The organism is Dellaglioa sp. BT-FLS60 (assembly GCF_054941065.1).
In genome coordinates this window covers 1-25617 of sequence record NZ_JBSOLI010000036.1, presented here as the reverse complement: position 1 = coordinate 25617, position 25617 = coordinate 1, and the positions used below count along the sequence as shown (strand labels likewise).

Here is a 25617-nt window from a genome sequence, read left to right as displayed (position 1 = left end):
AGCATATACTAGTAGTTGAAGAGGTGTATGAGTATTTATGACAAAACTAGGTATTAAAGAACGATTAAATTTAGTTAATCTCATCTTTATCTTAAGAGGATTATTGATTGGGTTAGTAACAGGAGTTGTCGTCAGTTTATTTCGATTAGCCATTATTTATGTTTTTAAATTGTTTAACTATATTTATCAAATGATTAACCAAAATATGTGGTTATTGATTCCAATGATTTTGTTGAGTTTTGCGATGGCATTAGGAATTGGAACGCTAATGAAACAAGAACCAAATATTATGGGATCTGGGATTCCGCAAGTGGAAGGGCAACTTGCTGGAAATCTTGAAATGCGTTGGTGGTCCGTTTTATGGCGGAAATTTATTGGTGGTGTTTTAGGAATTGGTTCTGGACTATTTCTCGGTCGCGAAGGCCCATCTATTCAATTGGGTGCAGCTGTTGGACAAGGATTTGCAGAAATGACTAAACAGACTGAATCTGAACGTCGTATTTTGATTGCGGGTGGTGGTGCTGCAGGTTTATCTGCAGCTTTTAATGCACCGATTGCGAGTACCCTTTTTATTTTGGAAGAAGTTTATCATAATTTTTCGCCATTAATTTGGACAACGGCACTGGCAAGTTCAATTTCAGCTAATTATATTTCGTTGCATTTTTTTGGCTTAAAACCTGCATTACAAATGGTTAATATTCAAACCTTATCGTTGCCACAATATTGGCATTTGATTGTCCTAGGACTCATTTTGGGGCTTCTAGGCTATCTGTATCAGAGTGTATTGCTGAGAGCATCAGATTTATATAATATATTACATAAAATTCCTATTTTTTATCGCTCAATTGTGCCCTTTATTTTAGTCATCCCAATTGGCTTGTATTTACCACAAACATTGGGTGGTGGGAATGATATTATTTTAAGTTTAGTTAAAAGTAATACATTAACGCTTTTATTGGGGCTTTTCCTTCTAAGATTTGTTTTTTCAATGATATCTTATGGTTCAGGTTTGCCTGGTGGTATTTTTCTACCGATTTTAACTTTGGGTGCCATTATTGGTGCTGCTTATGCTACTGCGATGATAGCATTAGGGTTACTACCAGCTAAATATTTAACTGATTTTATTATTTTTGGAATGGCAGGTTATTTTTCTGGTATTGGAAAAGCACCTTTTACAGCTATCTTATTAATTACAGAAATGGTGGGAAGTCTACACCATTTAATGCCATTAGCCATCATTTCATTGGTGTCGTTTTTAGTGATTGATGTTTTAGGCGGCGCACCAATCTATGACTCATTACTCAAAAAATTAATTGGCCAAAATGAAATTGATTTAGGTGGCAAAAAAGATCGACTGGAAACACCAATTTTTGCTGGATCAGAATTAGAAAATAAAAAAGTTTCAGAAGTAGATTGGCCTGAAAATAGTTTATTAATCACAGTTAGGCGTGGTGAAAAACAGCTGATTCCACATGGCGAGACTATTTTAAAAGCGGGGGATACATTAGTTCTTTTGACGGAACATCAAAATAGAGCAAACCTTCGAACAGAAATGGACGCTTTATCTGGATTTGAATCGCTTTAATAAAATAATAACGGTGGAAAATTAATGCAATCTGTGCTAAATTAGTATAGATATAGATTATCCAATTGGGGTAAGGAGGTAAATGATTTGACTAACATACTAACAATTTCAATTATTATCGTTTCAGTCTTAATGATTATCGCTGTAATGATGCAACCTGCAAAAACAAATAACGCATCAGGTGCCTTGTCTGGTGGTGGTGCTGACGATTTATTTAGCAAACAAAAACCACGTGGATTCGAAGCATTTATGCAAAAGGTAACCTTCGTGTTAGGCGTTCTATTTTTCTGTCTAGCATTAGGTCTTGTCTATTTAGCTTCAAAATAATAAAAAAGCCTCCTGTGCAAATTAGTTGTTGCAGCAGGAGGCTTTTCTTTAGATATAAAAATGATAGTAATTCCAATATGGAAATGAAAATGAGGTATACATGGATAAAAAAATGCAAGAACTTATATTAAAGGAATTAAAAATTAAAGAAAATGAATCATTTAGTGTTGAAGAATTAACAGCTGCACTTGGATTAGAGGGTCAAGACTCGTTCAAGGAATTGGTTAAGATGCTTGCTGAAATGGAACGTAAACGTGAAGTGAAAATTACTTCTGAAGGTAAATTTCAAATTGCGCTTCAAACACCACAATTAGTTGGTATTTTTCATGCAAACGATCGTGGGTTTGGATTTGTCACTATCGATCCAGAACAACCTGACGTTTTTGTTAATCCAACACAAACAATGTCTGCCTTAAATGGGGATAGTGTTGAAATAGAAATTACAAGTCCAGCTAAGCCTGGGGATGACCGTGGCCCAGAAGGTAAAGTTAACAAAATTGTTGAGCACAATGTGACTTCTATTGTTGGTGAGTTTGAGGTAGAACCAGCTGATCTTGAAAATACAGGTGTAATTGGTCATTTAGTTGTTAAGAACAAGAAATTACAACGTTATAACTTGTTAGTTACGGGTGTTGGTTTACATCCAGTTGCTGGTGAAGTGGTTACAGCGGACATTACGGCTTATCCAACAAGTGAAAAACCTTTGGTTATTGAAACATTGGTTAAAGAAGTTGTGGGAAATAAAGACGATCCAGGTATGGATATTTTACAAGTCGTTTATCAACATGATATTCCTAGTGAATTTCCTGAAGACGTGATGGCACAAGCTGAAGCAACGCCAGATGTTGTCCTACCTGAAGAAAAAATAGGCCGTGTTGATTTAACAGACCAAAAATTGGTAACAATTGATAGTATTGATTCTAAAGATTTAGATGATGCTGTCACTGCTTGGAAACTGGATAATGGGAACTTCCATTTAGGTGTCCATATTGCAGATGTCTCACATTATGTCCAACCTGGCACGCCTCTTGATCGTGAAGCATACGAACGTGGGACTAGTGTTTATTTAACTGACCGTGTGATTCCAATGTTGCCTCATAAATTATCAAATGGGATTTGTTCATTGAATCCAAAGGTTGAACGTCTTGCAATGAGTTGTGAAATGGAGATTACACCAGAGGGGTATGTGGTTAACCACAAAATTTTCCAAAGTGTGATTAAAACAACAGAACGTATGACTTACAAAGCAATTAATAAAATTCTTGAATCAGATGATGAAAAAACAAAAGCAAAATACGAAGAATTAGTCCCAATGTTTGAAACAATGGGTGAGTTACATAAAATTCTTGAAAAGATGCGTAAAAAACGTGGTGCAATTAGTTTTGATGATAATGAATCTAAGATTATCGTTGATGAATCTGGTCACCCAATTGATATTCAAATCAGAACGCGTGGAACAAGTGAACGAATGGTTGAATCATTCATGTTGGCTGCTAACGAAACAGTTGCAGCACATTATGATAAATTAAAAGTCCCATTTGTTTACCGTATTCATGAAACACCAAAAAGTGAAAAAGTTATGCGTTTCTTCGAAACATTAACAAGTTTTGGTATCGTTGTTAAAGGGGATAGTAAAAACGTAACCCCTAAAATGTTACAAGGTGTTTTAAAAGAAGTTGCTGGTAAGCCAGAAGAATCAATGGTTTCTGTTATGTTGCTTAGAAGCATGCAACAAGCTAAATATACAGATGAATCATTAGGTCATTTTGGGTTAGCCGCTACGGATTATACTCATTTCACGTCACCAATTAGACGTTATCCTGATTTGATGGTTCACCGTTTGATTCGTTTTTATGAAGAAAATGGTATTGGGGATGCTCAAAAAGAAAAATATGCTGAACAATTACCTGAAATTACAACGCATGCTTCACAAATGGAACGTCGTGCAATTGATGCTGAACGTGACACTGATGCAATGAAGAAAGCTGAATATATGGCTGATCATGTTGGCGAAACCTTTGAAGGGGTCGTTAGTTCAGTGATGAAATTTGGTGTCTTCGTATCATTGCCAAATACGGTTGAAGGTCTTGTTCATATTAGTAATATGAAAGATGATTACTATGAATACTTAGATATGCACATGGCTTTAGTGGGTAAGAGAACGAAGAGAACCTTCAGAATTGGTCAACCAATTGAAGTAAAAGTTGCCAAAGTTGATATTGAACAAAGTGCGATTGATTTTGAAATTGTTAATCCACAAAAGACACCAACTTCTGATTTACGAGGTAAGGGTGGTAACTTCAAACGTCCAGGGAATGGGCGTCCAGGCGATAAGAAACCTTATAATCGTAATGGTAAACCTGCTGGCAATGGTAAGAAACCATTCTATAAATCAGCTAACAAGAATAATGCACCAAGAAAAAATAATACACGTCAAAAATAATATCGGGGGGATTAAGATTGCGGAAAGAAAAGTCATCTTTTGATAAACCCTTAGCTCAAAATAAAAAAGCAAGACATAGTTATAATATTGAAAATACGGTTGAAGCGGGAGTTGTTTTAACTGGTACTGAGATTAAATCTGTCCGAAATAGTCGCATTAATTTAAAAGATGGGTTTGCGCAAATTAGAAATGGTGAAGCTTGGCTGATGAATGTGCATATTTCAACCTATGATCAAGGTAATCAGTTCAATCATGATCCACTTAGAAATCGCAAACTATTATTGCATAAAAAACAAATTGCTCAATTTGATGAAGCAACTAAAAATAAGGGTGTTACAATTGTCCCTTTAAAAGTCTACATTAAAAATGGGTTTGCTAAAGTGCTGATTGGTGTCGCAAAAGGTAAGAATGATTACGATAAACGTGAAACAATTAAGCGTCGAGATCAAGAACGTCAAATCCAACGTGTGCTTAAAAATTATTAAATAAAAAAGAAGTCGCCATTTTAAAATGACGACTTCTTTTTTTATTTAAGCTTGTTTGTAAAGGTCAGCAATTTGATTTTGAACATCTTTATTTTCTAAAAATTCGTCATAAGTTGTGTCTGCACGATCAACCAGACCGTTTGGTGTAACTTCGATAATACGGTTAGCGATTGTTTGAATGAATTCACGATCATGAGAACCAAATAATAAAGCACTCTTGTAGTTTGAAAGACCTTCATTCAATGAAGTGATTGATTCCAAATCTAAATGATTAGTAGGATCATCAAGTAAAAGGACATTGTTTCTTGTTAACATCATTTTTGATAACATACAACGAACTTTTTCTCCACCTGATAAGACGCCAACTTCTTTATCGACTTCTTCACCAGAGAATAACATACGACCCAAGAAGCCACGTAAGAAAGTATTGTCACTTTCTTCTTTAGAAGCAAATTGGCGTAACCAATTGATGATGGTTAAATGTTCATCAGCAAATTGGTCATTGTTATCCTTAGCAAGGTAAGCCTGTGAAGTTGTAACACCCCATTGAACAGTACCTGTATCTGGTTTTAATTCACCAGAAAGAATTCTGATTAAAGTCGTAACGGCAATATCTGTTTCACTTGTGAAAGCTGTTTTATCATCTTTACCCAAGCTGAATGAGATATTATCTAAGACTTTGACACCATCAATTGTTTTTGAAACACCACTAACTGATAATAAATCATTACCAACTTCACGATCAATTTCAAAGTTAATGAATGGGTAGCGACGTGATGAAGGTTGGATATCATCAAGTGTGATTTTTTCAAGCATTTTCTTACGAGAAGTTGCTTGTTTAGATTTAGAAGCGTTGGCACTAAATCGGGCAACGAAATCTTGTAATTCCTTGATTTTAGCTTCTTTCTTTTCATTAGAATCATTTGCAAGTTTTGAAGCTAATGCACTTGATTCCATCCAGAAGTCGTAGTTACCAACGAATAATTTAATTTTACCAAAATCGACATCACACATATGAGTACATACGTTGTTTAAGAAATGTCTATCATGAGAAACAACAATAACTGTATTTGAGAAGTTAATTAGGAAATCTTCTAACCAGTTAATTGACTTGATATCTAGCCCATTAGTAGGTTCATCAAGTAAGAGAACATCAGGATTACCAAAAAGTGCTTGTGCAAGCAAAATTTTAACTTTTTGACTTTCCGTTAATTCACTCATTTTTTTGTCTTGCATGTCTTCACCAAAGCCCAAACCTTGTAAAAGTGTTGAGGCTTCTGATTCAGCTTCCCAACCATTCATTTCGGCAAAGTCAGATTCTAGTTCGGCAACTTTGATACCATCTTCATCAGAAAAATCAGCTTTTGCGTAAATAGCATCTTTTTCTTTCATAATGGCATAGAGTTCTTTATAACCCATAATGACTGTTTCAAGAACAGTATATTCTTCGAAGCCATAATGATTTTGTTGAAGCATAGTCATACGTTCATTGGGATCCAATGAGATTTTACCAGTACTTGGTGTGATTTCACCAGATAAAATTTTTAAAAATGTTGATTTACCAGCGCCGTTAGCACCGATTAGTCCGTAACAATTACCAGGCGTGAATTTTAAATTGACGTCATCGTATAACTTACGGTCTGAAAAACTTAAACTTACATTACTTACAGTTATCATTTAATACCCTCACTATCGTTTGTATAATCTATATATCATAGCATATTTTAGACCTAAAATGAAACAGTTTTGAAAATGAACACGAATAAAGTGATTATTTCTGAAAATGATGTCAAATTAGTCACAAGGCTGTAATATGAGTGATATTTTGTAATGTTCCTGACACATGCTTGACTTGTCAGTCCGATATACTCTATAGATAAGTTAATTAAGGGTTATGAAGGAGCATTATTTTGAACATTAGACATATTATTGTCCTTGGCGCAATTGTCCTTGGACTATTAGGTGGATCAGTTTCTGTTAGTGCAACATCTATCAGTGACTTAAAGAAACAAGAATCTTCTGCACAAGAAAAGGTTACGGCTGCTAATTTGAAGATTTCAAAGGCAATGACGAGTATTAATGCCGAATATTCAAAAATTGATAAACTGAATCAAGAAATTACTAATAAAGAGAAAAAGATTGGTTCGCAAGATAAATCAATTGATGATCAACAGGCACAATTAGAGACACGTATTGAAAATGCTAAAGATAGATTGAGAAGTTTACAAGTTAATGATTCAAGCAGTAAAATGGTTACGGCTATTCTTGAAGCTAAAAATGCAGGAGATTTTGTTAGTCGCTTGTATGCCGTTTCTGTCTTACAATCTGCTGATAACAAAACGATGAAAGATGTTTCAGTTAAGATTAAAATGATGAAAGAGGCTAAAGTTAAGCTAGAAACTGAGCAAGAGGCATTGAAGTCAAAAAAAGTTGAGACTAAAAAAGAAACAACAAAAATGAATCACCAATTAACATCTTTAAAAGGGACATTGGATGATTCAAAAAAAGAACTAGCTAAGGTTACAAAAGCAAAAAATGCAGAATTATCAAAAAAGGCAAGAAAAGCCAAAGAAGCTAAAGAGGCCGCCGCAGCCAAAAAAGCCGCAGAGGAAAAAGCAAAGACGGAAAAAGAGACGACTAAGAAAGAAAAAAGTGGCGACTCAACTAGTCAAAAAGCAAGTAACGATCTTTCTGGTAAAACAACTAAAAAAACGCTACAAATGGTCGCAACTGCCTATTCAGCAAATGCACCAGGGATGGGTACACATGGTTCGTATGGGTTAAGTTTGATGACGAATCCACAACAAATAGCTGTTGATCCATCAGTTATTCCATTAGGTAGTGTTGTCTGGGTATCTGGTTATGGTGTCGCAATTGCTGGTGATACTGGTTCAGCAATTAAAGGCAACCGAATTGATGTTCATTTCTTATCAAATGCAAGATGTTATGCATGGGGTAAAAAAAGTGTAACGGTAAAAATTTTAAATTAGACGTATGAAAAATAGGGGCTTGTGGTATAAGTCCCAGGAAAGAGACGACATTTAGAGAAAAATGTCGTTTTTTTGTACAATGGTGTAAAAATAAAGGGATTAAATGACGTTTCTAAGTGATTAGTTTGTAGACTACTAAATTGTTGACGAGTAAAATAATTAGAGTTAGAATGAAATCGTTTTAAAAGGGCTGTTACTTTAAATCTAAAAAGGGGATAATATTATGGGGGGAAATAAGCAAGTAGCTGTTGTTTCAGCTCACGTGAATGTTTCACATGGTGTTATTAGGGAGTCTCTTGCTTCTTGGAAACAACAATGAACGAACGTGTTAGACGACTAGCTGTAGTGCTTGTAATTGTATTAGGATACGCAGGAATCTTTACACAAAGTATACCTGTTTTACTAAGATATAATGTCGCAACAGTTTTAATCATACTTTTAAATATAAAAAAGATAAAGAAGTAATAAGCTTAGACAGAGCTAACCATATTAAGCGCCAGAAAAAAGACGACATTTAGAGAAAAATCTCTAAGTGTCGTCTTTTTGGTAAAAATAAAAGAGTAGCTGATCATGAACCAGTTACTCTAAAAGTTCTTTATTAATTAGTTAAAGTTAAATCTCTTTTTGCATATGGTGATAGTCATGACCACTGATGACCATGTTACCAACAGTTTTGAAACCCATTCTTGTGTATAACTTTTCAGCTTTAGGATTTGCTAAATCGACGTTTAAGCCAATTTTATTTTTTCCAGCTGCACGGGCAATTTCAGGTAGTGATTCTAGTAATTTTGTACCAATACCTTGGCCTTGGAAATCTGGTGAAACAGCGATTGTATCAAGGTACCATTCATCTGGATAAACCTCTGAATCAGGGAAGAGTTCAGTTGATTCAGGTAGCCCAATTTGTGGGAAGAATTGATTCAATGCATCGTCAAGATGTTCTTCATCTTCATCAGGGTAACCAAAGGCAATTCCGGCAACTTTACCATCAATGTCCGCAATTTGGACACGACCATAGCTGTAACGGTAATCCTCTGTTTCGAAAGCAAGTTCTAATATTTTGAATAGGTCGGGTAATGGAATCTCTTGAAGAATAGGAATTTCCATCTCTTCTAAAATAATGTTCACTAAAGGAACGACTTCATGTGCGTCTTCTTTTGTTGCACTTCTAATAATCATAAAAACCATCCTTTCCATAATCTCTCTAGTGTATAGGGGATAGAAATAATTGTCAAAAATAACCTAATTGCGTGCTACGATTAGATATGTTATATTATGTAACATGAAGTTAATTTGAGGGGGATATTATGAAAAAATGGCAGTCAATGATCATGACAATGATGATCACGTGTGGATTTGTATTATTTTTACATAGTAATCAAGTAAATGCAGCGGAAAAAACGTACACTATTGGAACTGATGTGACTTACGCACCATTTGAATATCAGGCAGAAAATGGGAAATCATATGTTGGTATTGATATGGATATTATGCGTGCAGTTGCTAAAGAAGAGGGCTTTAAGGTTCAGATTAAGGCCTTAGGATTTAATGCAGCCGTTCAGGCATTAGAAGCAAATCAAATTGATGGTGTTATTGCTGGAATGACAGTTACGCCAGAACGCCAAGCGAAGTTTGATTTTTCTGATAGCTATTATGATTCTGGGACTGCCATGGCGGTTGGCAAGAATAGTACAATTAAATCTTTAGCAGATTTAAAGGGGAAGAAAGTTGCGATTAAAGTGGGAACATCTTCTGCCGCTTTTGTAAATTCGATTAAAAAACAATATAATATTACGACAACAACTTTTGATGATTCAAGTAACATGTATGATGATGTTGTAACGGGTAATTCCGTTGCCGCTTTTGATGATAAGCCCGTTTTGGCTTATGGTATTAAAAATGGTGTCAAAATGAAGATTGTTGGTAAAACATATGTAAAAGGTGAATATGGATTTGCCGTTAAAAAAGGTGAAAATAAAGAGTTACTGGCGAAATTTAATGTTGGTTTAGAGAAACTTAAAGCCAACGGTAAATATAAAAAGATTGTGGATAAATATACGGGAACAAATGCTAAGAGTGCAAATTCAAAAAATTCTCGAACAATTTTAGGTTTATTGAAAACGAATAGTGGGACTTTATTAGATGGATTTAAACAGACGATGTTATTAACAATTGTTGCGATTGTTTTTGCAACGTTATTAGGTATCATTCTGGGTATAATGGGTGTTGCACCTAATAAATGGCTTAATGGTCTTTCAAGTACATTGATTTATATTTTCCGTGGGTTACCATTAATTGTTTTAGCCTTCTTCATATATATTGGTATTCCTAATTTAACGGGTAGCAAGATACCGGCATTTGTTGCTGGTATTATCACGTTAACGTTAAATGAAGGAGCTTATACGGCTGCCTTTGTTAAAGGTGGTATCAAGGCTGTTGATAATGGTCAAATGGAAGCCGCTCGTAGTTTGGGGCTTCCGTATGGTAAATCAATGTTGAAAGTTATTATGCCACAAGGAATTAAAATTATGATTCCATCATTCATTAATCAATTTATTATTACGTTAAAAGATACATCAATTTTATCTGTTATTGGTATTTTGGAACTTACTCAAACAGGTAAGATTATTATTGCAAGAAACCTTGAAGGGTTTAAAATGTGGTTGATTATCGCAGTGATTTATCTTGTTATCATTACGTTATTGACATGGTTATCTAATTTAGTCGAAAGGAAGATTAAATAATGGCAGCTAAAATACAAGTTAAAAATTTGAAGAAAAATTATGGTTCAAATGAAGTGTTAAAAGGGTTAGATATTTCAGTTGAGGAAAAAGAAGTTGTCTGTATGATTGGGCCTTCGGGTTCTGGTAAGAGTACTTTCTTACGCTGTTTAAATAAATTAGAAGATTTAACGTCAGGTTCAATTATTATAGATGGACATGATATTAGCGATTCAAAAACTGATTTGAATCGTGTTCGTCAAAATATTGGAATGGTATTTCAACATTTTAATTTATTTCCACATTTAACAGTCCTTGAAAATATTATTTTGGCACCTGTTGAATTAAAAAAGGAAACAAAAGAAGCAGCAATTGAAGATGCAAAACGATTATTAGCCCAAGTTGGGTTAAGTGATAAAGCTGATGCCACACCTAATTCATTGTCTGGTGGTCAGAAACAACGTGTCGCAATTGCACGTGCGCTTGCAATGAAACCAGATGTTATGTTGTTTGATGAACCGACATCTGCGCTTGATCCAGAAATGGTTGGGGATGTTTTAGATGTCATGAAACAACTTGCTAGGGATGGAATGACGATGGTTGTTGTCACACATGAAATGGGTTTTGCTAAAGAGGTTGCCGATCGTGTCGTCTTTATGGCTGATGGGTACATTTTAGAAAGTAGCACACCTGATGAAATGTTTAGTCATCCAAAAAATGATAGAACAAAAGACTTTTTAAATAAAGTTTTAAATGTATAAAGAATAGTGCTTGTCAGTGGGAATGTCATTGAGAAATCGGTTATCTAATAACGGGTTTCTTTTTTTTGCATTTATTTTTGAAAATCGGGCGACATTTATGTTGTTATGTTCTGATCAGTTTATAATGAAGGAAAGTAAGGAGGAATTTGATGATGGCAATATGGCAGGGGTTTTCAAGAAAGTTATTAAGCTTTGATCGACGCATAAAAAAATCTTTTATTTATCAAGCAATTGAAAAAACATTCGCAATTATTTTACCCTTTATTATTATTGGCAGTTTGAGTCTTGCACTTAGTTCTAGCGTTTTTTCAAAGCAAGGGTTCTTTAATCAGGTATATGATATTTCATCATGGTTGCCTTACGAAACCGTAATAAAAGAAATATTTGAAATAATTAATACAGTAACCATGGGTTTTATTGCCATAATGACAGCTTTTTTGAGCGCAAAATACATGACACGATTTTTGGGAAAGGACGAACAAATTGCGGGATTTACTGGGGCAATAGGGATGCTTGTGTTAAATTATAATTTAGCGAGTTTCACCTCTGATGCAACTCAAGAGACGTTTTTTAGTCAAGAACTAGGAATCAGAGGCGTTTTTATTTCGTTGATTTTAGGCGTTTTTGTAGGTTATATATTTAAATGGTTTTCACCTAGAAATAGGCAAGGTAAAGGGGATTATAGCCCTTTTATTTCCCGTGGTATAGTGAGCTTGATACCCGTAGTAATCATATTAGGTATTTTAATTGGATTAACGATGTTAGCTTCGATTGCTAATCAGATGGGTGTGAATGGTCTTTTATATTCATTATTCAGATTAACCGAAATTAAATCTAAACATTTAATTGTAACGCTTTTATTTTTAGCTTTTTTCAATAATATTTTGTTTGGTGTTGGTATTTCAGGCCCTTTAGGTATTATGCAGGGTGGTTTAGATGATACATCAGTGGTCAGTAACCTAAGTTATGCGCTAAAACATGGGACATCATTTGGGGCTCCTTTTCCTATTTCAATTCATACAATTTATGATAGCTTTGGTAGTTTTGGAGGGACAGGGATGACTTTGTCCTTAATTATAGCGATTCTTATCACATCTAAGGATAAAAATAGCCGTGAAATTGCAAAATTCTCAATTATTCCAAGTTTTGTGAATATTAATTTTCCCTTGATGTTTGGATTACCGGTTATTTTAAATCCAATTTTAATGATTCCGTTTATCATAGCACCACTTGTATCAATGCTGATTGGGTACTTTTTTATCTATTTCAAGTGGATGCCGCCAGCCGTTTATAATTTGCCTAAAACAACACCGGCACCATTGATGGCATTTTTGGGAACTAATGGTCATTGGAGTGCGCTTGTTGTATCGGGAATCGTTCTAGTCGTTACGGTCTTAATTTATATACCATTTGTCAAATTGAATAATCAGGCGGCAAGGGATGATGGAGGTAAGCTAAATGAAAAATAAACGAAAAATGGGTCAACGGTTGTTGATTGGGTTAGCCGTTTTAGCTTGTCTGTTAGCTATTATTATCCCGGCAAATAATTGGAATAGGCAAAAAGTTAAAAATAGTCGTATTATTCATAATTCAAAGTTGAATCCGATTATTCTTATTCCAGGAAGTAGTGCGAGTCAAAATCGCTTTGATGAATTAATTGATGTCTTAAATACGTCAACGAATCGAGCGCATAGTTTATTAAAAATTACAGTTCGAAAAACGGGGAAATTAAAGATTACTGGTGAAATTGCTAAACGTGATAGGCAACCTTTTATTGTTGTCGGATTTGAAGATAATTCAAATGGATATAGCAGTATCAAAAAACAAGCCAAGTGGTTTAATACGGCATTTAATTATCTTTCTAAAAAATATAAGTTTAATCAATTTAATGCTATCGGGCATTCTAATGGTGGTCTGATTTATACGACTTTTTTAGAAAAATATTTTGATAACAAAGCGGCTTCTATTAATACATTGATGACCATTGGATCTCCATATAATGGTGAAGAAACGAATCAAAGTACGAGAACCCAAATGTTAGCGGACTTTGTAGCGAATCGCAAAAAAATTCCCAAGGACCTAGTGATGTATTCTATTGCTGGGACGGAGAATTATGTTAACGATGGGATTGTCCCTTATCAAAGTGTTAACGCTGGAAAGTACGTTTATCAAAATCAGGCGAAATCTTACACGGAGATAACCGTTACGGGAAATGAATCAGAACATTCTGATTTGCCACAGAATAAACAAATTGTAGCGTTAATTAAACAGTATGTTATGGATGACAGTGGCTCTAAAAATACTGATCTGGACGATAAAAATAAATAATAGTTCAAGGATATTTGTGGATAAAAAATGCCAAATCGGTTAGGAATACTAACTGATTTGGCATTTTTATATGCTAGTGATTTATTTTTCAGCTAATTGTTCTAGGATGGCTAAGCCAACACCGTCTTCAGAATTTGTTTTTGCTGAATGATTTGCGATACGTTTTACTTCTTCGTGACCATTGGCCATGGCGTAACTTACACCAGCGACTTTTAACATTGAAATATCGTTTAAATTATCGCCAATCGCCATAACTTCTGACATTGGGACATTTAAATTCTTAGCAAATGCTTGAAGGGCAATCCCTTTTTGGGCGTTCATATGATTAATTTCAAGATTGGTTGGTGCAGAAGAGGTCACAACTAGTGACTGTTCTTCTTCAATTTTAGCTTTTAAAGGAATGAGTTCAGCTTGACCGTCCATGCTGAACACAATTAACTTGAAAATAGCAATTTCAGGATCATCAATGACTGTTTGGTAATCGTCAACGTAATTGATATTCATTAATTCAAGTCTAGCTGCAGCTAATGAAACAGCAATTTTAAAAGGTGTATCTGGATTTGTATCTGAAATTAAACGTGCCACATTTTGAATACGGTTTGCTCGGTTATCAGAATAAACTCCATTTGAAGTGGTCATTTCAAAGTAAAATCCTTCTTTTTTGAATAATTGGACTAGTGTCTGGATGACTTCTTTTGAGATTGGAGTGGTGCTGAGTGTTTCGCCTTCTTCGTTTAATACCTCGGCGCCATTGAAGGTAATCATTGGACTATTGAACCCAGCAGCTGTAATCAAAGGTTTAACTTCAGTGTAGCCACGGCCTGTAGAAACGATAAAATGGATTCCCAAAGCCTGTGCTTGTTTAATCGCATCGGCATTTTTTTCAGAAATCACCATTTGATCATTCAATAATGTACCATCCATATCTGATGCAATAATTTTTATCATAAATGCAACACTCCTCTAATCTTATTTACTTGTTTTATTTTAACATGAAACCGCTCAATATTTTAATCAAATCATTTATTTTTGCAGTCACTAATATGGTAAACTTGATTCATGAGGTGTTGTGTAATGACTATTAATGTTGAAAATGATTGGCAGCCATTTTTAGAAAAAGAATTTTCAAAACCTAAATATGCTGATCTGAAGACTTTTATTGCTAATGAATATCAAAATGAAACTATTTATCCAGAACAGAAACGAATATTTGAAAGTTTTAACCTGACACCATTTTCTAATGTCAAAGTTTGTTTGTTAGGTCAAGACCCTTATCATGAGAAACACCAAGCGCATGGCTTAAGTTTTTCAGTTTTGCCTGGAGAGAAGATTCCGCCTTCTTTACGTAATATGTATCAAGAATTAGAGACTGATTTGGGCATTAAGCCAGTGAATCATGGGTATTTAAAAGCGTGGGCAGAACAGGGCGTTTTGATGCTGAATTCAGTTTTAACAGTTCGAGAGGGTGCTGCAAATTCGCATCGTAATCATGGCTGGGAGATGTTGACAGATGCTGTGATTGAACAGTTATCAGCAGCAGACCAACCCGTTATTTTTGTGCTATGGGGAAAAACAGCTCAAAATAAGATTAAATTAATTGATACGGAGCGTAATTTTGTGATAATATCACCTCATCCAAGTCCGTTATCTGCCTATCGCGGCTTTTTCGGATCAAAACCATTTTCAAAAATAAATCAAAAGTTAATCAGTTGGGGATTAGAGCCTATTAATTGGCAATTACCCAATATTTAATGAGGAGGAAACAAAATGTCATTATTTGAAAGTTTGAAAAGTAAAATTGAGGGTAAAAAAATTAAGCTGGTTTTTCCTGAAGGGGAAGAAGAACGAATTTTAAGAGCCGCTGTTAAGTTGGCTGAAGATAACCTAGCTGAACCTATTTTATTAGGGGATGTTGAACTAATAAAAACATTAGCCACAAAACTAAACTTAAAAATTGAAGGTATTGGGATAAAGCTACTTGATCCTAAGGCATATGCGGAAACGGATTTTGCTGAGATGAAGGCTGCTTTTGTTGAACGTCGTAAAGGTAAAAATACACCAGAACAGGCAGATAGCATGTTACAAGATGTTAACTATTTTGGGACAATGCTTGTTTATATGGGTCTAGCTGAAGGAATGGTTTCTGGGGCAGTTCACGCAACCGGAGATACTGTTCGACCCGCATTACAAATCATTAAAACAAAACCAGGTGTTAGCCGGACTAGTGGCGCTTTTATTATGACTAGAAATAATGATACAGAAAAATATTTATTTTCTGATGCTGCAATTAGTATTAATCCAACTGCGCAAGAATTGGCAGAAATGGCGATTGAAAGTATCAAGACGGCTCGTATTTTTGATATTGATCCCAAAGTAGCGATGTTGAGCTTTTCAACCAAAGGTTCAGCTCAAGCACCAGAGGTATCAAAGGTTGCTGAAGCAACGGCTATTGCTCAGCAGTTAGCGCCAGATGAAGCGATTGATGGTGAATTACAATTTGATGCTGCCTTTGTGCCAAGTGTTGGCGCACAAAAAGCACCTGATTCAAAAGTTGCAGGGCAGGCCAATGTCTTTATCTTCCCTGAATTACAATCAGGTAATATTGGTTATAAGATTGCACAACGATTGGGTGGATTTGAAGCTATCGGGCCAATTTTGCAAGGCTTAAATCAGCCTGTTTCTGATTTATCTCGGGGTGCCAATGTTGAAGAAATTTATAAAGTTGGTATTACGACTGCTGCACAAAGTTTAGAATGAAATGGTGAAATAATTAATGAATATTGAAGTGAGTTCTGTCGAAGAAACACAAAAAATTGCTGAAAAAATTGGAAAACTTGTTGAACCAAATATGATTTTGTTACTAGATGGTGATTTGGGCGCAGGGAAGACAACTTTTGCCAAGGGATTAGCGGTTGGCTTAGGGATTACACGAAATGTAAAAAGCCCAACGTTTCCGATTGTGAGAGAATATCGTGAAGGCCGCTTGCCTTTATTTCATATGGATGTTTATCGTCTTGAAGGGATGGGTGGCGCAGATTTAGGATTGGATGAATATTTCAATTCCGATGGTGTGAGTGTGGTTGAATGGTCTGAATTTATTCAAGCAGAATTGCCAGATGAGTCGCTAAGAATCACCTTATTGAAGGATGACCATGATGATAATCGTCGTGTTATTAAGCTTGAAAGTCATGGGGCACAATACACAAAAATGCTGGAACATTTGAACTAAAAAAAGGATATATAACTAAAAAGAAAACGAGTTGATAAAACCAATTTGGGTTTATCAACTCGTTTTCTTTAATCAAGCCTTCTTATAACAGAGATTCTTTTTAATTAACTAATTTTTCAATTTCTGGTTTCATCTTCAATGGATTAGTTTTAGGTGAGTAGCGGTTAACGACTTGTCCATTACGATCAACTAAAAATTTAGTGAAATTCCATTTAATCGAATGACCCAACACGCCTTGAGTGCCTTCAGTTAAATAGTTAAATAAAGGTAACGCGTCTTTGCCGTTTACATTTTGAATGGTGTGCATAGGAAAGCTAACGCCATATGTCATGCGACATGTTGCAGCTGCTTGGGCATCATCGTCGACTTCTTGATGGAATTGATTAGATGGGAAACCAAGCACCACTAAACCTTGATCTTGATATTCCTCATATAATTCTTCTAATTGCTTGAATTGTGGGGCAAAACCACACTTAGTGGCGGTGTTAACAATCAATAGAGGATGACCTGTATACTTTGATAGTGAATAAGTGTCACCATTTTCTAGCGTAACCTGATAATCATAAATTGACATTATAAATTCCCCCTAATCTAACTTAATTTCTTTCATTGTACCACTCTAGCTTGATTAAGCTGGTTTTACGAATGGTTTTAAGCTATCTTGACCGAAATTATTTTCTTGATAAAGTAAAATGTTAGCACAAGCAACTGAATCGTCTAATGCGTTATGATGATTCGTTAAAGTAATGTCTAATTCATCACAAACGGTGTTTAGTTTATGATTTGGAAAGTCTGGGAATAATTTACGGCTTGTTTTAACGGTATCTAACAATAAAAAATTGGGTGTTTCTAGACCGTAATAAGCTAATGTATGATGTAAAACGCTATTATCAAATGGGGCATTGTGCGCTACAATTAGGCGGTTATTTTGGAAAAGTGTTGAGATGTGTGACCATAGTTCTGGAAATTTTGGGGCAAATTCAACATCTTCTTCATGAATACCGTGAATTTGGATGTTGCGCCAATTAAAAGGTGTTTCTGGTTTAATGAGCGAATAAAATTCATCGACGATTTGATTATTTCGAACAATTGTTAATGCAATTGAACAGGCACTGTGACGCTGATTATTAGCAGTTTCAAAATCCATTGTAACAAAATTCATAAGTGACTCCTTTTTAATCTACTATTGGCTGATTGGGCGAATAAGCCTATTCGCCCTGAATGTTCATAAAGTATAACAGTTAGCCTATAAAATTAAAAGTCAGCTGTTTAATAGGATAAATTAGAAAAATAAACGGTGAACGTGTTAAAATAAAAGGAATTGCTAAATGTTGAAAGGAATCGTATAAATCATGAAAATCAATACATTTGTAGAACTATTTCCATCTATGAAAATTTTAAAAAATGAACCACTTGCTAAATATACAAATACTGAAACAGGTGGGGTGGCTGATATATTGGCTTTTCCAAAAACTGTTTCAGACGTCAAACTTTTGGTGAACGTGGCTAATGAAAATAAAATGCCATTAACTGTTTTAGGAAATTCAAGTAATTTAGTTGTAAAAGATGGTGGAATTCGTGGACTTGTAGTGATTTTGACGGATATGGATCAAATTACTGTGTCTGGAACAAAGATTGTAGCACAAGCCGGTGCCTCATTGATTGAAACAACAGAACAAGCGTATCAAGCGGGGTTAACTCATTTTGAATTTGCTGCTGGAATTCCTGGGAGTATTGGTGGTGCCGTATTTATGAATGCTGGTGCGTATGATGGCGATATTAGTCGTGTTTTAACTGAAGTTAGTGTGATAACACGTACAGGCTATATGAAAACAATGGTTAATGAAGAAATGAATTTTTCATACCGTCATAGCCAAATTCAAGATGATCATGACATTATATTAGAGGCAACCTTTACCTTAAAAGAGGGTAATAAATCGGATATTCGTAAAAAAATGAATGACTTTAATTTTCTTCGTGCCTCGAAACAACCTTTAGAATATCCATCATGTGGAAGTGTTTTTAAAAGACCCGAGGGATACTTTACTGGTAAGCTAGTCCATGAAGCCGGGTTACAGGGTTATCAAGTTGGTGGCGCTCAAGTATCAAAGAAACATGCTGGATTTATTGTCAATGTGGATGGTGCTACGGCAACAGACTATATGAATGTTATCAAACATGTCCAAGATGTTGTCTGGGAGACCGCTAAAGTTAAATTAGAAACGGAAGTTAGAATTATTGGAGAAGATTAAGCAGAAAGGAAGATGATCAATGCCATTACTCGAATCAGTTATTGTCTTAGCTGCGCTTGTTTTGTTATCAAACGTAATCAGTCATTATCTGGTTTCTATTCCCGTTGGTTTAATTCAAATTAGTTTGGGACTTATTGTTGCCCTTATTTTTAAAGTTTCCATTGAATTAGAAACAAACTGGTTTTTATTGTTATTTATTGCACCGTTATTGTTTAATGATGGTCGAAAGTTTCCAAAGCGCGAATTATGGAAATTAAGAGGAGCTATTTTTGCGAATGCAATTTTATTAGTCTTTCTAACAACGGTGGTTGGTGGACTATTCATTCACTTGATGATTCCTAAAATGCCATTAGCGGTTGGATTTGCGTTGGCAGCTATTTTGTCTCCAACGGATCCAGTTGCCGTACAATCTATTTCTGAAAAAGCCAAATTACCTAGTAATATTTTACATTTAGTGAGTGGTGAAAGCTTAATCAATGACGCTAGTGGCCTAATTGCCTTTAAATATGCCATTGCAGCAGCTGTTACGGGCTATTTTTCATTAACTCAAGCTTTTGGTGATTTCTTCTATATCGCAATTATTGGATTTATTTCAGGAGCAGTCTTGATGTTAGTAATTTCAACGATTCGAGACTTTTTAATGAGACAAGGGATTAATGATGTTGTATTCAATACTGTCTTACAAATTTTAACGCCATTCGTTATTTTTCTTTTTACGGAAGAATTTTTACATGCGTCTGGGGTTATCTCAGTAGTTGTTGCGGGTGTTATTTCAAGTATGCGTAAAAATAGTTTTGCTACCTATTTACCCGAAATTAAGTTAGTTACGGAAAAAACTTGGGAGATTGTTGTTTATCTTTTGAATGGCTTTGTGTTTATTATTCTTGGAATCGAATTACCGACTGCAATGTCAAATACATTAGAAGACAATAATAGTAGTACCTTTTCAGCAATTGTTGATGTTTTTGTAATCTGGTTATTCTTAGTTTTAATACGAGTGATTTGGACATACATTAACATGGTGTTTATTATAAAAAGCGGTAAAGTAAAAAATGCTGAGACACCAAGTTGGCGTATTTCGCTAATTTCAGGTTTTTCAGGCGTTCGTGGCGCGATTACAATGGCCGGAGTTTTAACGGTGCCAACAGTTATAAAAACGGGTGCTCATTTTCCGGAACGTTCATTAATGTTATTTATTGCGGGTGGCATTATTATCTTAAGTTTGTTAGCTGCCATTTTAATCTTACCTTTGTTAACTAAAGAAAAAGGTATTATGAAAACGAGTGGTGAGCTGCCAGATGATCTGGATGAAACTGCTATCGTGAATAATGATAGTGAAAATACGCAATTTAATGAAAAACAAGCGCGTATTTATATTATGCGTGTTGCCATTAGCCGATTAGAGTCTGAAAGGCGAGAAACGAATCAAAAAGTTGCTTATGAATTAATTTTGGAATATCAATTTATGATTCGACGACTTGAATTTTCTGATCAGGATGATGAACGCTTACGACAAATTGTTGAAGAAGAAGCGGATATCAGACGGATTGCTTTAGATGGTGAATTGGAAGCTTTAGATAAAATGAAATTGAAAAATGTTGTTGGTGATCAAAATTATGCGATTATTAATAAAAAAATTATGAAACAAAAAGCAAAGTTAGGTCGAATTAATAATCGAAAAGTTTCTTTCGTCACGATTAGAAATAGTAAGCATGCGTTTAAGCAGTTGGTTAAGTTTGTAAGACGTGCCATGTTTTCTGAAAAAGAATTAAAAATGGTTTATGAACGTCGGAGTATCGAAAAAGCTTTATCGAAGGCAGCTATTAAATCGTTATCTGCGTACGTTAAAAAATCTGATGGTGGGCAACAACAATTTAATCAACAAGCTATTTATCATTTGATTGTGTATTATCGTAATCGTATTGAAACGTTAAAACGGTCAAAAAAAATGGATCAATCTGAATTTGAAGAACAAAGCTATGAATTAAGATTGAAAGCTATTGCGGCAGAACGGTCTGCAATGCAGGAGTTGATGGAACAGGGGTATATCACGTGGGCATTGGCTTCAAGTTTACGTGAATATATCAATTATTCTGAAAATGTGATTATGCTTTCTGAAGAAGATTAAAAAAATAGACGTGATTCGCAATTTTTATGCGAATCCGTCTATTTTATTGTTTTTCGATATAATTCTAAACAAATAATAATTGTGAGTTGGACGATTGTGAGTAAGACAACAAAGGCTAACATTTTAATAGTCCACATATCAGTAATCATTTTTACTGCCCATTTTGGAGAAGTCACTAGGTATACAGTGTGAAGTCTCAAAAAACGACCGATATAAACACCTATTGATGATAAAACAGTTAGACCAAGCATAATCACATAATGATAATAAGGTAATTCTAAATGTAATCTGTCTTTTATTTGGTCAGCAATTTGAGAAAGACCGATGAGAGCGAGTAAGGTGCAGGATAGGGCACTTACCATTAAAAAGGTATAATTCAACCACATATGAATATCCAATCGGATCAAACCGGTTGTTACACTATAAGGTTGTAGTAATGATAAGTGAAAAAGATCTGTTAATAAGTAAGGCGCATTTGGATAAAAGAATAGCCAAAGTAGCGTTAATAACCAAAAAGAGAGAGTTGATTGGTCTTTTTTTATGTGGAAGGCTAATTCGATTGGCAGATAGCCTAAGAATGTATTCAGCAGCAAGAAACTAAAAAGTGCTTGTTGCTTGTAAATGAACAAATAAATAATAATTAAGTAGCCTATAAAAAATAACCTGATGCCGCGTTTCATGGTCGTATTTATCATAATGGTCATCCTTTTCTTTAGTGACTTCTATTGTAGCAAATAATAGTATGAAATCAAATGAATATGTGCCAAAATAACAGAAAAACCGTGATAATAAGGCAACCGATTCGACAACGTGGTATAATAAAACGGTTAATAAATATAGAGGAGGCCGAGTAATGTCCATTAACTGGGGTGGTCTTGTAACGTGGGGACATATGGTTAACATACTAGATATTATTGTCGTCTGGTTTGTTGTTTATGAACTCATGGTACTTTTAAGAGGAACTAAGGCGGTTCAACTTTTTAGAGGAATTATAATCATTGTTGTGATTAAACTAATTAGTGTCGTTGTTGGATTACAAACGGTATCGTGGATTATGGACCAAGTTATTAATTGGGGTGTTATTGCCATGGTCGTTATTTTCCAACCGGAAATAAGACGTGGCTTGGAACACCTTGGTCGTGGGTCCTTTTTTTCAAGAGGTAAACAAAAAAATAAAGATGAAGAACATATGATTGCTGGGCTAGATTCAGCTATTCAATATATGTCAAAACGTCGAATTGGGGCATTAATTACAATTCAAATGAACACGGGTTTGGAAGATTATATCGAAACTGGTATCAAGTTGGATGCTGAGATTACCGGTGAATTATTAATCAATATTTTCATTCCAAATACGCCTTTACATGACGGCGCAGTAATTATCAAGGATAATAAAATTGCTGTTGCAGCCGCTTATTTACCCCTTTCTGAAAGTAATTTAATTCCTAAAGAATTAGGGACTCGTCATCGAGCCGCAGTCGGAATTAGTGAAGTGACTGATGCGATTACAATCGTAGTATCAGAAGAAACAGGGGCGGTTACAATCACGCTAAATAATGAGTTGATTCGTGACTTATCACAAGAAGATTATCTCAAATTATTGAACAATGAGTTAATTAAAGATGATGAAAATAAAAAGAATAATCCTTTCTGGGAATTTTTTGAAAATTTCGGACACAGGGGGAATAAAAAATGAATCTAAACAAATTTTTTAATAGCCGCTCATTTTTTATTGGGACATCTTTAATCCTAGCCATTCTATTATTTATTTACGTTAATTATGATCAATTATCAAATACAAATAATTTAGCTGATTCAAAAAAAACTAGTTTGGTTGCGAATACATCGAGAACGGTTAAGACTGGGCTTCAAATTACAGCGGATAATGATAAATACTTTATTACTGGGTATCCTAAAAATGTAAAACTGACATTGGACGGTCCAAGTGCTTTAATTACGACAACTATGAATACCCAAAACTTTAGTGTTTATGCTAATTTAAAAGGGTTGAAACCAGGGAAACATACTGTGAAATTGCAAGCAGAGGGATTAAATAAAGAGATTAGTTATAAAATTAAACCTGCTACAATTGATGTTAATATTCAACAACGTAAAACAGCTACATTCCCTATTCAGGTGAAATTCAATGAACGACGTCTAGCTCAGGGTTATAAAATGGGAGTGCCTGTTCTTGATCAAAATACGGTTTCTGTATCAGGAGCAACAGATGACGTGAATGCTATTTCAGAAGTTGTTGCTCAAGTTAATGCAAAAAGTAATCAAATAAAATCTAAAATTTCGCAAGAAGTGTTGCTTGAAGCCTTAGATAAGAATGGTAAGACATTGAACGTTGTCATGACACCGCAGACTGTGGGTGTTACAATACCAGTTGAAAGTTCAAGCACAACAAAAAAACTTTCTTTGAATTTTGTTTCAAGTGGAACGGGTGTGTCTGGGAAGACCTATAAGTTCTCAAGTGCAACGAAACAAATTACAGTGACAGGTACCAAATTAGATTTAGATAAATTAAATAAAATTGATGTGGTTGTTCCGATAGATAATATTCGGGCTTCCGTTACGAAAATGCTTGATATTGATTTGGATAAGAATAATTTAATCTCATCAGATCCAAATTCTGTTAAAGTAAAAATTGACGTTTCTAGTGGCACATCAGCTACAGCAGCGACATCAGTAGCATCAAGTAGTGAAGCAACAGCTGATCGAGCGTCGTCAAGCTCCGAATCAAGTTCGGAAAGTAGTGAAAGTACTGCTTCGTCAGCGGCGGCAAGTTCAGATAGTGCAAGTGAATCAGAAAGTACATTAAATAATTCAAACAATTAGTGAGGAGAAAATGATGAAATATTTTGGGACAGATGGTGTTAGAGGTATTGCAAATAAAGAATTAAGCCCTGAGTTAGCATTTAAATTGGGACGATTAGGTGGCTATGTTCTATCAGAACATGCACAACTTGAAAATAATGACAGACCACGAGTACTTGTTGCTCGCGATACACGAATTTCAGGTCAAATGCTTGAACAAGCTTTAATTTCAGGTTTATTATCAGTTGGGATTGAAGTATTATCTTTAGGGGTTATTTCAACACCAGGCGTGGCTTATCTTGTACGTGCACAAAATGCAGTTGCTGGAATCATGATTTCAGCTTCACATAATCCAGTTCAAGATAATGGAATTAAATTCTTCGGTGGGGATGGTTATAAATTATCTGATGAACAAGAAGAAGAAATTGAAGTATTATTAGAAAAGGCTTCTGATGATTTACCAAGACCTGATAGTGAAGGACTTGGAACGTTAACAGATTATCCAGAAGGTGTTTTGAAATATACGCAATTCTTGGAACAAACAATTCCTGATGATTTAGAAGGATTACATGTCGGAATTGATTCTGCAAATGGGGCAACAAGTGGTCTTGTTTCAAGATTATTTGCTGATTTAAATGCTGATTTTGAGACGATGGCGACATCACCTGATGGGTTAAATATTAATGATGGTGTTGGATCAACACATCCAGAAGGTTTGGCTAAATTTGTAGTTGAAAATAAACTTGAAGCCGGAATTGCTTTTGATGGTGATGGTGATAGATGTATTGCTGTCGATGAATTAGGCAATATTATTGATGGTGATAAGATTATGTATATTTGTGGTTTGTACATGAATGAACGTGGTCGTTTGAAAAAAGAAACAGTTGTGACAACCGTTATGAGTAATATTGGGCTATACAAGGCACTTGAAACTGCTGGATTAACATCCGTTAAAACGCAAGTTGGTGATCGTTATGTTGTTGAAAAAATGCGAGCTGATGGCTACAACATTGGTGGCGAACAATCAGGACATATTGTTTTCTTAGATTACAATACAACAGGTGATGGGATGCTAACTGCTATTCAATTATTAAATGTAATGAAGAAAACGGGTAAGAAGTTGTCTGAATTAGCAGCAGCCGTTCAAACTTATCCACAAGAATTAGTAAATGTTAAAGTGACAGATAAACAAGCTGCACTAGATAATCAAAAAATTAAAGATAAGATTACAGAAGTTGAAGCAGAAATGGCTGGGGACGGGCGTGTGCTTGTTAGACCTAGTGGAACTGAAAACCTACTACGTGTCATGGCTGAAGCACCAACTGAAACAGAAGTTAAAGCCTATGTCGATCGAATTGTACAAACAGTTCAAACTGAAATGGGTGTTTAAAAGGGTTCTTCGTCAACTGTTGTTGGTGAATGATATTATGAAGGTTCTAATCACTTAGTGATTAGGCCTTTTTTTGTATGAATCTTAAGGGTATAAAATATTCTGATGCGAAATCTATAAAAGTTTCTAAAACCAAAACTAACGCGTTTAATGACCTTT

Annotated in this window: 23 protein-coding genes; 17 read left to right on the top strand and 6 right to left on the bottom strand. The window is 35.0% G+C overall.

Annotation, left to right across the window (positions count from 1 at the left end):
- Positions 1-37: 37 nt before the first annotated feature.
- The 4 genes from ACVQ8P_RS07380 to smpB all read left to right on the top strand — a co-directional run bounded on the left by ACVQ8P_RS07380 (position 38) and on the right by smpB (position 4840).
- Positions 38-1585, top strand: a complete 1548-nt coding sequence (locus tag ACVQ8P_RS07380; RefSeq protein WP_462298577.1) for a ClC family H(+)/Cl(-) exchange transporter — start codon at positions 38-40, stop codon at positions 1583-1585.
- Between the two features lie 87 nt (positions 1586-1672).
- Positions 1673-1912: a preprotein translocase subunit SecG gene (secG, locus tag ACVQ8P_RS07375; protein WP_462298576.1), complete on the top strand. Its 240-nt coding sequence runs from the start codon at positions 1673-1675 to the stop codon at positions 1910-1912.
- A 100-nt stretch (positions 1913-2012) separates the two neighbouring features.
- A complete protein-coding gene (gene rnr, locus ACVQ8P_RS07370) occupies positions 2013-4355 on the top strand; it encodes a ribonuclease R (RefSeq protein ID WP_462298575.1) in 2343 nt (780 codons plus the stop codon).
- A 17-nt stretch (positions 4356-4372) separates the two neighbouring features.
- Complete coding sequence (gene smpB / locus ACVQ8P_RS07365) at positions 4373-4840, top strand: SsrA-binding protein SmpB (RefSeq protein WP_462298574.1); 468 nt, start codon at positions 4373-4375, stop codon at positions 4838-4840.
- A gap of 45 nt (positions 4841-4885) precedes the next feature.
- On the opposite strand, the gene ACVQ8P_RS07360 is transcribed toward smpB, so the two are convergent.
- Complete coding sequence (locus tag ACVQ8P_RS07360; RefSeq protein ID WP_462298573.1) at positions 4886-6517, bottom strand: ABC-F family ATP-binding cassette domain-containing protein; 1632 nt, start codon at positions 6515-6517, stop codon at positions 4886-4888.
- 233 nt (positions 6518-6750) lie between these two features.
- Between ACVQ8P_RS07360 and ACVQ8P_RS07355 the strand changes: the two genes are divergently transcribed.
- Positions 6751-7830: a 3D domain-containing protein gene (locus ACVQ8P_RS07355; protein ID WP_462298572.1), complete on the top strand. Its 1080-nt coding sequence runs from the start codon at positions 6751-6753 to the stop codon at positions 7828-7830.
- A gap of 612 nt (positions 7831-8442) precedes the next feature.
- Here ACVQ8P_RS07355 and ACVQ8P_RS07350 read toward each other — a convergent pair.
- Positions 8443-9009: an N-acetyltransferase family protein gene (locus ACVQ8P_RS07350; RefSeq protein WP_462298571.1), complete on the bottom strand. Its 567-nt coding sequence runs from the start codon at positions 9007-9009 to the stop codon at positions 8443-8445.
- A gap of 128 nt (positions 9010-9137) precedes the next feature.
- Here ACVQ8P_RS07350 and ACVQ8P_RS07345 point away from each other — a divergent pair, with 128 nt between their 5' ends.
- From ACVQ8P_RS07345 to ACVQ8P_RS07330, 4 genes are all read left to right on the top strand, one after another.
- A complete protein-coding gene (locus ACVQ8P_RS07345) occupies positions 9138-10574 on the top strand; it encodes an amino acid ABC transporter substrate-binding protein/permease (RefSeq protein WP_462298570.1) in 1437 nt (478 codons plus the stop codon).
- Positions 10574-11311 (top strand): amino acid ABC transporter ATP-binding protein, encoded by a 738-nt coding sequence (locus ACVQ8P_RS07340; RefSeq protein WP_462298569.1) that lies wholly within the window; start codon positions 10574-10576, stop codon positions 11309-11311. Before ACVQ8P_RS07345 ends, ACVQ8P_RS07340 begins: the two co-directional genes overlap by 1 nt.
- A 149-nt stretch (positions 11312-11460) precedes the next feature.
- Positions 11461-12780 carry a PTS transporter subunit EIIC gene (locus ACVQ8P_RS07335; RefSeq protein WP_462298568.1) on the top strand — a complete coding sequence of 440 codons (1320 nt, stop codon included), beginning with the start codon at positions 11461-11463 and terminating at the stop codon, positions 12778-12780.
- Entirely contained in the window at positions 12770-13639 is an 870-nt protein-coding gene (locus ACVQ8P_RS07330) for an alpha/beta hydrolase (RefSeq protein WP_462298567.1), read from the top strand. Before ACVQ8P_RS07335 ends, ACVQ8P_RS07330 begins: the two co-directional genes overlap by 11 nt.
- Positions 13640-13720: 81 nt before the next feature.
- Here ACVQ8P_RS07330 and ACVQ8P_RS07325 read toward each other — a convergent pair whose 3' ends face one another.
- A complete protein-coding gene (locus ACVQ8P_RS07325) occupies positions 13721-14587 on the bottom strand; it encodes a Cof-type HAD-IIB family hydrolase (RefSeq protein ID WP_462298566.1) in 867 nt (288 codons plus the stop codon).
- A gap of 126 nt (positions 14588-14713) precedes the next feature.
- Here ACVQ8P_RS07325 and ACVQ8P_RS07320 point away from each other — a divergent pair, with 126 nt between their 5' ends.
- Genes ACVQ8P_RS07320 through tsaE form a run of 3 tightly spaced genes read left to right on the top strand, consistent with a single transcriptional unit; the run spans position 14714 to position 16868 of the window.
- Positions 14714-15391, top strand: coding sequence for a uracil-DNA glycosylase (locus ACVQ8P_RS07320; RefSeq protein WP_462298565.1), 678 nt, complete (start codon positions 14714-14716; stop codon positions 15389-15391).
- 15 nt (positions 15392-15406) lie between these two features.
- Positions 15407-16396: a phosphate acetyltransferase gene (gene pta, locus ACVQ8P_RS07315; protein ID WP_462298564.1), complete on the top strand. Its 990-nt coding sequence runs from the start codon at positions 15407-15409 to the stop codon at positions 16394-16396.
- Positions 16397-16412: 16 nt separating this feature from the next.
- A complete protein-coding gene (gene tsaE / locus ACVQ8P_RS07310) occupies positions 16413-16868 on the top strand; it encodes a tRNA (adenosine(37)-N6)-threonylcarbamoyltransferase complex ATPase subunit type 1 TsaE (protein ID WP_462298563.1) in 456 nt (151 codons plus the stop codon).
- A gap of 100 nt (positions 16869-16968) precedes the next feature.
- On the opposite strand, the gene ACVQ8P_RS07305 is transcribed toward tsaE, so the two are convergent.
- Both ACVQ8P_RS07305 and ACVQ8P_RS07300 read right to left on the bottom strand, forming a co-directional pair.
- Positions 16969-17442: a glutathione peroxidase gene (locus ACVQ8P_RS07305; protein WP_462298562.1), complete on the bottom strand. Its 474-nt coding sequence runs from the start codon at positions 17440-17442 to the stop codon at positions 16969-16971.
- 54 nt (positions 17443-17496) lie between these two features.
- Complete coding sequence (locus ACVQ8P_RS07300; RefSeq protein WP_462298561.1) at positions 17497-18030, bottom strand: 3'-5' exonuclease; 534 nt, start codon at positions 18028-18030, stop codon at positions 17497-17499.
- A 190-nt stretch (positions 18031-18220) separates the two neighbouring features.
- On the opposite strand from ACVQ8P_RS07300, the gene murB reads away from it, so the two are divergent.
- Both murB and ACVQ8P_RS07290 read left to right on the top strand, forming a co-directional pair.
- On the top strand, positions 18221-19120 hold the full coding sequence (gene murB, locus ACVQ8P_RS07295) for a UDP-N-acetylmuramate dehydrogenase (RefSeq protein ID WP_462298560.1): 900 nt from the start codon (positions 18221-18223) through the stop codon (positions 19118-19120).
- Positions 19121-19139: 19 nt separating this feature from the next.
- The gene (locus ACVQ8P_RS07290) at positions 19140-21248 is read left to right on the top strand and encodes a cation:proton antiporter domain-containing protein (RefSeq protein ID WP_462298559.1); all 2109 of its coding nucleotides are present in this window, start codon (positions 19140-19142) and stop codon (positions 21246-21248) included.
- A 38-nt stretch (positions 21249-21286) separates the two neighbouring features.
- On the opposite strand, the gene ACVQ8P_RS07285 is transcribed toward ACVQ8P_RS07290, so the two are convergent.
- The gene (locus ACVQ8P_RS07285; protein WP_462298558.1) at positions 21287-21943 is read right to left on the bottom strand and encodes a DUF1361 domain-containing protein; all 657 of its coding nucleotides are present in this window, start codon (positions 21941-21943) and stop codon (positions 21287-21289) included.
- 158 nt (positions 21944-22101) lie between these two features.
- Here ACVQ8P_RS07285 and cdaA point away from each other — a divergent pair, with 158 nt between their 5' ends.
- Genes cdaA through glmM form a run of 3 tightly spaced genes read left to right on the top strand, consistent with a single transcriptional unit; the run spans position 22102 to position 25458 of the window.
- The gene (cdaA, locus tag ACVQ8P_RS07280; RefSeq protein ID WP_462298557.1) at positions 22102-22944 is read left to right on the top strand and encodes a diadenylate cyclase CdaA; all 843 of its coding nucleotides are present in this window, start codon (positions 22102-22104) and stop codon (positions 22942-22944) included.
- Entirely contained in the window at positions 22941-24089 is a 1149-nt protein-coding gene (locus ACVQ8P_RS07275; protein ID WP_462298556.1) for a CdaR family protein, read from the top strand. Before cdaA ends, ACVQ8P_RS07275 begins: the two co-directional genes overlap by 4 nt.
- 13 nt (positions 24090-24102) lie before the next feature.
- Complete coding sequence (glmM, locus tag ACVQ8P_RS07270; RefSeq protein WP_462298830.1) at positions 24103-25458, top strand: phosphoglucosamine mutase; 1356 nt, start codon at positions 24103-24105, stop codon at positions 25456-25458.
- Positions 25459-25617: the final 159 nt, after the last annotated feature.

Coding starts and splice junctions, on each gene's coding strand:
- ACVQ8P_RS07340 (WP_462298569.1), top strand. CDS start 10,574: ATGGCAGCTAAAATACAAGTTAAAAATTTGAAGAAAAATTATGGTTCA.
- cdaA (WP_462298557.1), top strand. CDS start 22,102: ATGTCCATTAACTGGGGTGGTCTTGTAACGTGGGGACATATGGTTAAC.
- ACVQ8P_RS07335 (WP_462298568.1), top strand. CDS start 11,461: ATGATGGCAATATGGCAGGGGTTTTCAAGAAAGTTATTAAGCTTTGAT.
- ACVQ8P_RS07305 (WP_462298562.1), bottom strand. CDS start 17,442: ATGTCAATTTATGATTATCAGGTTACGCTAGAAAATGGTGACACTTAT.
- glmM (WP_462298830.1), top strand. CDS start 24,103: ATGAAATATTTTGGGACAGATGGTGTTAGAGGTATTGCAAATAAAGAA.
- ACVQ8P_RS07320 (WP_462298565.1), top strand. CDS start 14,714: ATGACTATTAATGTTGAAAATGATTGGCAGCCATTTTTAGAAAAAGAA.
- ACVQ8P_RS07380 (WP_462298577.1), top strand. CDS start 38: ATGACAAAACTAGGTATTAAAGAACGATTAAATTTAGTTAATCTCATC.
- ACVQ8P_RS07360 (WP_462298573.1), bottom strand. CDS start 6,517: ATGATAACTGTAAGTAATGTAAGTTTAAGTTTTTCAGACCGTAAGTTA.
- pta (WP_462298564.1), top strand. CDS start 15,407: ATGTCATTATTTGAAAGTTTGAAAAGTAAAATTGAGGGTAAAAAAATT.
- ACVQ8P_RS07300 (WP_462298561.1), bottom strand. CDS start 18,030: ATGAATTTTGTTACAATGGATTTTGAAACTGCTAATAATCAGCGTCAC.
- ACVQ8P_RS07290 (WP_462298559.1), top strand. CDS start 19,140: ATGCCATTACTCGAATCAGTTATTGTCTTAGCTGCGCTTGTTTTGTTA.
- murB (WP_462298560.1), top strand. CDS start 18,221: ATGAAAATCAATACATTTGTAGAACTATTTCCATCTATGAAAATTTTA.
- ACVQ8P_RS07275 (WP_462298556.1), top strand. CDS start 22,941: ATGAATCTAAACAAATTTTTTAATAGCCGCTCATTTTTTATTGGGACA.
- ACVQ8P_RS07350 (WP_462298571.1), bottom strand. CDS start 9,009: ATGATTATTAGAAGTGCAACAAAAGAAGACGCACATGAAGTCGTTCCT.
- tsaE (WP_462298563.1), top strand. CDS start 16,413: ATGAATATTGAAGTGAGTTCTGTCGAAGAAACACAAAAAATTGCTGAA.
- ACVQ8P_RS07330 (WP_462298567.1), top strand. CDS start 12,770: ATGAAAAATAAACGAAAAATGGGTCAACGGTTGTTGATTGGGTTAGCC.
- ACVQ8P_RS07345 (WP_462298570.1), top strand. CDS start 9,138: ATGAAAAAATGGCAGTCAATGATCATGACAATGATGATCACGTGTGGA.
- rnr (WP_462298575.1), top strand. CDS start 2,013: ATGGATAAAAAAATGCAAGAACTTATATTAAAGGAATTAAAAATTAAA.
- ACVQ8P_RS07325 (WP_462298566.1), bottom strand. CDS start 14,587: ATGATAAAAATTATTGCATCAGATATGGATGGTACATTATTGAATGAT.
- ACVQ8P_RS07285 (WP_462298558.1), bottom strand. CDS start 21,943: ATGATAAATACGACCATGAAACGCGGCATCAGGTTATTTTTTATAGGC.